This window comes from Bacillus sp. CDB3, assembly GCF_002081505.1.
GTDB lineage: Bacteria > Bacillota > Bacilli > Bacillales > Bacillaceae_G > Bacillus_A > Bacillus_A cereus_AT.
In genome coordinates this window covers 1-6,199 of the sequence record NZ_ALBR01000063.1, presented here as the reverse complement: position 1 = coordinate 6,199, position 6,199 = coordinate 1, and the positions used below count along the sequence as shown (strand labels likewise).

The window sequence follows — 6,199 nt, the reverse complement described above, 5'->3', positions numbered from 1 at the left end:
TAGTAAGGAAGTAAGTAAGTAAGTAGTAACTAACGTAACGTAAACGTAAAACTAAAAGTAAAAGAAGTAACGTAAGTAGTATCTCTCGTTTTTTTTATGTTCTATTTCCACCAATCATCAAACATTGATGCTGGAACTTGTCTCTTATGTTCACTTACTGTGTAACGCTTCTCAATCTTTTCAGCAACGTCAGCTGGAACTGCTTTACCTTCTAAATAGTCATCTAGTTGATCATACGTAATACCTAACTCTGTTTCATCAGCTTGACCTGGTTTTTCATCTAATAAATCAGCTGTTGGCATTTTTAAGTAAAGTCGCTCGTCCGCATTTAGCTCTTGTAATAGAGCGCGTCCTTGGCGTTTCGTTAATCCCGTTAATGGTAATAGGTCTGCACCACCATCTCCGAATTTTGTAAAGAATCCTGTTACAGCTTCTGCAGCGTGATCTGTTCCGATAACAAGTAGTCCTTGTTGTCCGCCAATTGCGTATTGTGTGACCATGCGAATGCGTGCTTTTACGTTTCCTTTATTGAAATCTGTTAATGATTCACCTAATAAGTTTTCATATTGATTTGAGAAGGAATCAACAGTTGAAGCAATATCAAATGCAACAGATTGATCAGCTTGAATAAATTGTAATGCTAATTGTGCATCATCTTCATCTTTTTGCACTTTATAAGGAAGGCGTACAGCGATAAACGTTGCGTTCCCACCTTCATTACGAATTTCCTCAACTGCAAGCTGAGCTAAACGTCCAGCTAATGTAGAGTCTTGTCCACCACTAATTCCAAGTACAAATCCTTTCGCACCTGTTTTTTTTACATAATCTTTTAAGAAATCAACACGTGTACGGATTTCTGCTTTCGGATCAATTACAGACTGAACATGTAATGCTTTCATAATCTGTTCTTGTAATGTCATTATGTTTCCTCCTATTCATATTAAAGCGGTAAATAAGTTTATATGTATATTGGTACATACTTCTATCCTTTATTATTTCGCAAAACTAACGAATATACAATAGGATGCGTGTATGAATATGAATGAAGTTATTATAAATAAACTGTTTTGTACAAGCAATTTTTTTAAACCTTTCAATAATGTAAGGTTTTTGTCATTTGAATCGATGGAAGGTATTTCCGAATTTTACTAATATAAAAAAAGCAAAGTTAGTAGAAGGGCGGAGAAGTGGTATGAACATTAGAGAACTTGCATTTCGAAATGTAACGCGAAATAGACGAACATATTCAGCATATTTTTTGAGTAGTGCATTTGCTATTATGGCCTTTTTTGTGTATTCATTTTTTGCGTTTCATCCGGCATTAAGTGCTGGAGAATTAGGACAGTACGTATTCGTAAGTATGTCTTTTGCACAGTCTATTATTTACTTATTTACATTCTTCTTTATTTTATATTCAATGGGAATGTTTTTAAAAACGAGAAAGCGTGAGCTAGGAATTTTAATGATGCTAGGTATGACGAAATACCAATTAAAGCGTCTTATCTTCTTTGAAAATATCATGATTGGAATAGGGGCAATTATTTTCGGGATTCTTTCAGGTATGCTGTTTTCAGGAGTACTAATTTTTGTAGCCCCAATGATATTAAAACTAGATATTTCCTTATCCTATTACATACCGATGAAAGCGATAGTTGTAACGAGTATTATGTTTTTCATATTATTTATTATCATTTCCTTATTTAGTGCCGGAATGGTTCGTAAAAATAAAATTATGAAGTTGTTTAGAGGATCAGCAGAGGCGAAGCCAGAACCGAAAGTATCAATTATTTCTTCTATATTAGCAGTAGTATTGCTTAGTGCGGGTTATGCAGGAGCACTTATGTCACATGGTGCAATGGTATTTATTATGATGATTCCTGTTACAACGGTAGTCACTATCGGTACGTATTTGCTGTACAAGCAGTTGAGCGTCTTTATTATTCGATTATGTAAAAAAAGTAAACGTTTCTATTGGACACAAACAAATATTATTACTTTGTCAGATTTAGCGTACCGTATGAGAGATAACGCAAGAATGTTCTTTATTGTAACGATTATTTCAACAGTAGCATTTTCAGCAATAGGTACATTGGTTGGATTTGCATCAATGACGAAAGAAATTATGGACAGACCAATTGCGTTTCATTACCACTCTAAGAAAGAAAATACTAGCGAAATACAGCATATACAAATGATTGACAAAGGATTAAAGAAATATAATATAGAAGCTTCAAAAATAAATGTTTCTACGAAAAAACGGAGGAGCAGTCGTTAAGAAGCGCTACTTTTATAAAAGAATCGGATTATAAGGAATATGCAAAATTAACAGGAGAACCATTTAATACTGTATCAAATAAAGAGGCTTTATTTTTGTCAGTTGAAATACCTGGACCACCGATGAAAGAAAGAAAAGAAATCGCTTTACCTAATATGAATGAACAGTTAAAAGTGAAAAAAGTTACTTCGTCTTCATTGAGTAAAATATTAAGAGGTAATGTTTATGTAATCTCTAATAATCAATATGATTCATTACAAGATGGATTTAAAGAAGAAAAAGATTATATGTATAAAACAAAAGGAACGAAAGATGAAATTGAGGTTGGTAAAGAGCTTACACATCAGATTAAGCCTTATCAAGAACATGCAACGTTTAGTGCAGAAGAGTACGATCAAAATCAAAGTTTACAAATTGCAGGACCCATTTTATTTGTAGGTTTCTTTATAGGTATTGTATTTTTTGTTTGTGCAGGAAGCTTCCTTTACTTCCGCTTATTTTCTGATTTGGAGGACGATACTCGTTTATTTGAAATGATTCGAAAAGTTGGATTGACGAGAGGCGAATTATCGAAAGTAGTCACAATCCGCTTAGCGCTTTTATTCTTCGTTCCAGTTGGAGTTGCAACATTACATGGGGCAGTAGCATTAACTGCGTTAGGACAAATGTTTGAGTACTCACTGTTTAAAGAGAATACGATTGTATTAAGTATTTTTGTAAGTATTCAAGTTTTGTATTTCGTCATTATACGAGCTCGTTATTTAAAACAATTGAAAGAAAGATTGAATATTCGTTAAATGTGTTTTTTTAACTTTTGTACTATATTTTCTAAAAAGAGTAAGGCATTACCAAATATATAGTGATAAAATGAAAATAGCGAGGTGAAAAAAATAATAGAGAGTAAGGGGGGAGTAACATGAAAGCAACAGGAATTATTCGGAAAGTAGATGAATTGGGACGGATAGTTATTCCTAAAGAATTACGAGATGTATTAGGAATACAAATCAAATCACCACTTGAAATTTTTGTAGAAGAAGACAAAATTATTTTACAAAAATATCAACCTTACAATGCTTGTCAAATAACAGGTGATGTTTCAGATCAAAATATTTCATTAGCAAATGGAAACATTACTGTTAGTATAGAAGGCGCAAAACATGTAATAAAAGAAATTGAGCAGTTTTTGAAAAAGAGTGAGATTTAGTCTTAATTTATCCCGCTATTTGTGGGCAGTAAAACTCCCACCTCAAAACTCGGCTGAAGCAAAGAAGGTAGGTGGGAGATCAACTGCCCGTAAACGCCCGATTGGTGAGGGCTAATAACCAGTGGGGATGAACACCCCCCCACTGATTATAGTTTCACTTTATATTATTCTATTGAAAAACTAAAAAAGAAAAGGACCATTTAATGATATTATCCCCTTTAGGTAGACAGTGTAAAAAGACCATGAACATACATGGATGTTACACTATTACTTGGAGGGGATTTTTCATGACTAAAAAAGGTTCAACATTTAATACCTATTCAGAAGAATTAAAGTTATCAGCTGTTCAAAGTTATTTAAACGGTGAAGGAAGTTACAATATGATAAAGGAAAGATATCAGATTAGAAGTTCTACCCAGCTTAAAAATTGGGTCAAAAAATATAAAGAATGTGGTGAGATTACAGATACTCGCGGGAAAAATGGGGGAATGAAAGGTATACCAAACCCTCTAAAAGGAAAACGTGTTTATTTTAAGACGATTGAAGAGGAACGTGACTACTATAAAGCGCAGGTTGAATATTTAAAAAAGCAGTATCCAAATCTATAAATGGAGGCGTACTAAAACATAAAGAGAGATATCATATCATTGAATCATTAAAGACAAAGTATCCAGTTATATGGCTTACGAAATTTGCGGGTGTACATCGTTCCAGTTACTATAAGTGGATTCATACCAAAGGTATGGAAAACATACGACTAAAATCCGAGAAACGACTAAAAAAGGTAATGCGATCTATTCACGTAAAGCACAAAGAATATGGTTATCCACGTATGAAAATCGCTTTACAGGAAGAGGGATATTTTATAAATCACAAAAAAGTATATCGCTTAATGAGTGAGCTCAATATTCAATCTATTATTCGAAAGAAGCGTCGCTTCTTTAAAGGGAACTATTCCAATGTTTTTCCGAATGTTTTAAACCGTGAATTTAAAGATCGCCAACAAAATGAGGCACTTGTTACAGATATTACTTACCTACGATTCCAAGAGGGATTTCGGTATCTTTCTGTTGTCCAAGATATTTATAATAACGAAGTTGTTTCTTGGAAAATATCCAAGCGGAATGATAATGAACTTGTATTAGATACAATTGAAATGGTGGCACAAAAAAGAGATGTGCGTGGAACCATTCTCCATTCAGATCAGGGATTCCAGTACACATCTCATGCCTACAATAAACGACTTTCCGATTTAGGTATCATTGGTAGCCACTCTCGCAAAGGAAACTGCCATGATAACGCTTGTATCGAGTCATTTTTCTCCCATTTTAAATCGGAGATGTTGTATTTGAATCATTTTAAAACAGAAGAAGATTTAATACAAGCAATTGAAGAATATATTTACTTTTATAACTATAAACGGTTCCAAAAACGACTCAACCATCGAGCGCCGATAGAATATCGAATCTCGATGGCTGCTTAGTCTTTTTAACATTGTCTACTTGACAGGGATAAGACCATTAATGGGTCCTTTTCTTTTGTTTATTGAGAAATATTTGAGAGGAAGGGAAATGGAACGAATAAAACGAATGTTAAATTTAAACGTACTCAATAGTGGTCTGAAATGAAAATAATACATTTTCAGGAGGGATTACGATGAATAGTAGTACAGCGAATAAACAAAAAGGCATTAAATTAATTCCGTTTACCGTAAATAAGGTGGTTGAACAAGTAAATGAAATTCCACCAGGTGTACAATTGATTCATGCTCCGCAAGTATGGGAAAAGAGCGCGAAAGGGAAAGACATTGTCGTTGCCGTTTTAGATACAGGTTGTGATATAAATCATGTAGATTTAAAAGATCGTATTATTGGTGGGAGAAATTTCACGAAAGATTATGAAGGAAACCCCAATATTTATCTTGATAATAACGGGCATGGTACTCATGTAGCGGGGACAATTGCAGCGACTGAAAATGGAGTGGGTGTATTAGGTGTAGCACCACTTGCTAAAATGTTAGTATTAAAAGTATTAGCAGGAGACGGTTCTGGAAGTTATGAGCAAATTATTGAGGCTATTCATTATGCTGTAAATTGGAGAGGACCGAATAAAGAGAAAGTGAGAATTATTTCAATGTCACTTGGTGGTCCACAAGATGTACCAGAGTTACATGAAGCTATTCAAAATGCGGTGAGGCAAGATGTTCTCGTTGTATGTGCTGCTGGAAATGATGGGGATTGTAACGATGAAACTGAAGAATTAGATTTTCCAGGTGCTTATTCTGAAGTGATTGAAGTAGGTGCTGTTAATTTAGAGCGGAAAATTTCATGCTTTAGTAATTCGAATCAAGAAATCGATTTAGTAGCACCAGGTGATGAAATACTATCTACGTATCCAGAAGGGAAATATGCGGTATTAAGTGGTACTTCAATGGCGACGCCGCATGTAGCTGGAGCTCTCGCACTACTCATTAAGCAATGCGAGAGAGAATATGGCAGAAAGTTATCAGAGCCAGAAATATACGCACAACTTATTAAAAGGACTGTACCTTTAGGGTATGAACGTACATCTGAAGGTAACGGATTAATAGATTTGCTAAAAGAATAGGAACTACTAAAAAACATCTCACTATGAATAATAGTAGAGTGTTTTAGTTTAGTTAGGTTCGTTGTTCGTCGTTAACGTTACTAACTAATACTAATAAACCGGGTAAACGGTAC

4 protein-coding genes and 1 pseudogene are annotated in these 6,199 nt (G+C 34.3%); 4 read left to right on the top strand and 1 reads right to left on the bottom strand.

The genetic code is table 11. From position 1 onward, the window contains the following. Positions 1-101: 101 nt before the first annotated feature. Complete coding sequence (nadE, locus tag CDB3_RS14500; RefSeq protein WP_128854975.1) at positions 102-920, bottom strand: NAD(+) synthase; 819 nt, start codon at positions 918-920, stop codon at positions 102-104. A 272-nt stretch (positions 921-1,192) separates the two neighbouring features. Between nadE and CDB3_RS14495 the strand changes: the two are divergent. The 4 genes and pseudogenes from CDB3_RS14495 (at position 1,193) to CDB3_RS14480 (ending at position 6,086) form a co-directional block, all read left to right on the top strand. Beyond that, a pseudogene (locus tag CDB3_RS14495) lies at positions 1,193-3,072 on the top strand (FtsX-like permease family protein). A gap of 119 nt (positions 3,073-3,191) precedes the next feature. After that, positions 3,192-3,479 (top strand): AbrB/MazE/SpoVT family DNA-binding domain-containing protein, encoded by a 288-nt coding sequence (locus tag CDB3_RS14490; RefSeq protein WP_128854974.1) that lies wholly within the window; start codon positions 3,192-3,194, stop codon positions 3,477-3,479. 287 nt (positions 3,480-3,766) lie between these two features. Continuing rightward, a protein-coding gene (locus CDB3_RS14485; protein WP_372708537.1) for an IS3 family transposase occupies positions 3,767-4,962 on the top strand; the annotation gives its coding sequence in 2 pieces (ribosomal slippage) (positions 3,767-4,061 and positions 4,061-4,962; 1,197 coding nt in all). Positions 4,963-5,135: 173 nt separating this feature from the next. Next, a complete protein-coding gene (locus tag CDB3_RS14480) occupies positions 5,136-6,086 on the top strand; it encodes a serine protease (RefSeq protein ID WP_128854973.1) in 951 nt (316 codons plus the stop codon). Positions 6,087-6,199: the final 113 nt, after the last annotated feature.

Coding starts and splice junctions, on each gene's coding strand:
- CDB3_RS14490 (WP_128854974.1), top strand. CDS start 3,192: ATGAAAGCAACAGGAATTATTCGGAAAGTAGATGAATTGGGACGGATA.
- nadE (WP_128854975.1), bottom strand. CDS start 920: ATGACATTACAAGAACAGATTATGAAAGCATTACATGTTCAGTCTGTA.
- CDB3_RS14480 (WP_128854973.1), top strand. CDS start 5,136: ATGAATAGTAGTACAGCGAATAAACAAAAAGGCATTAAATTAATTCCG.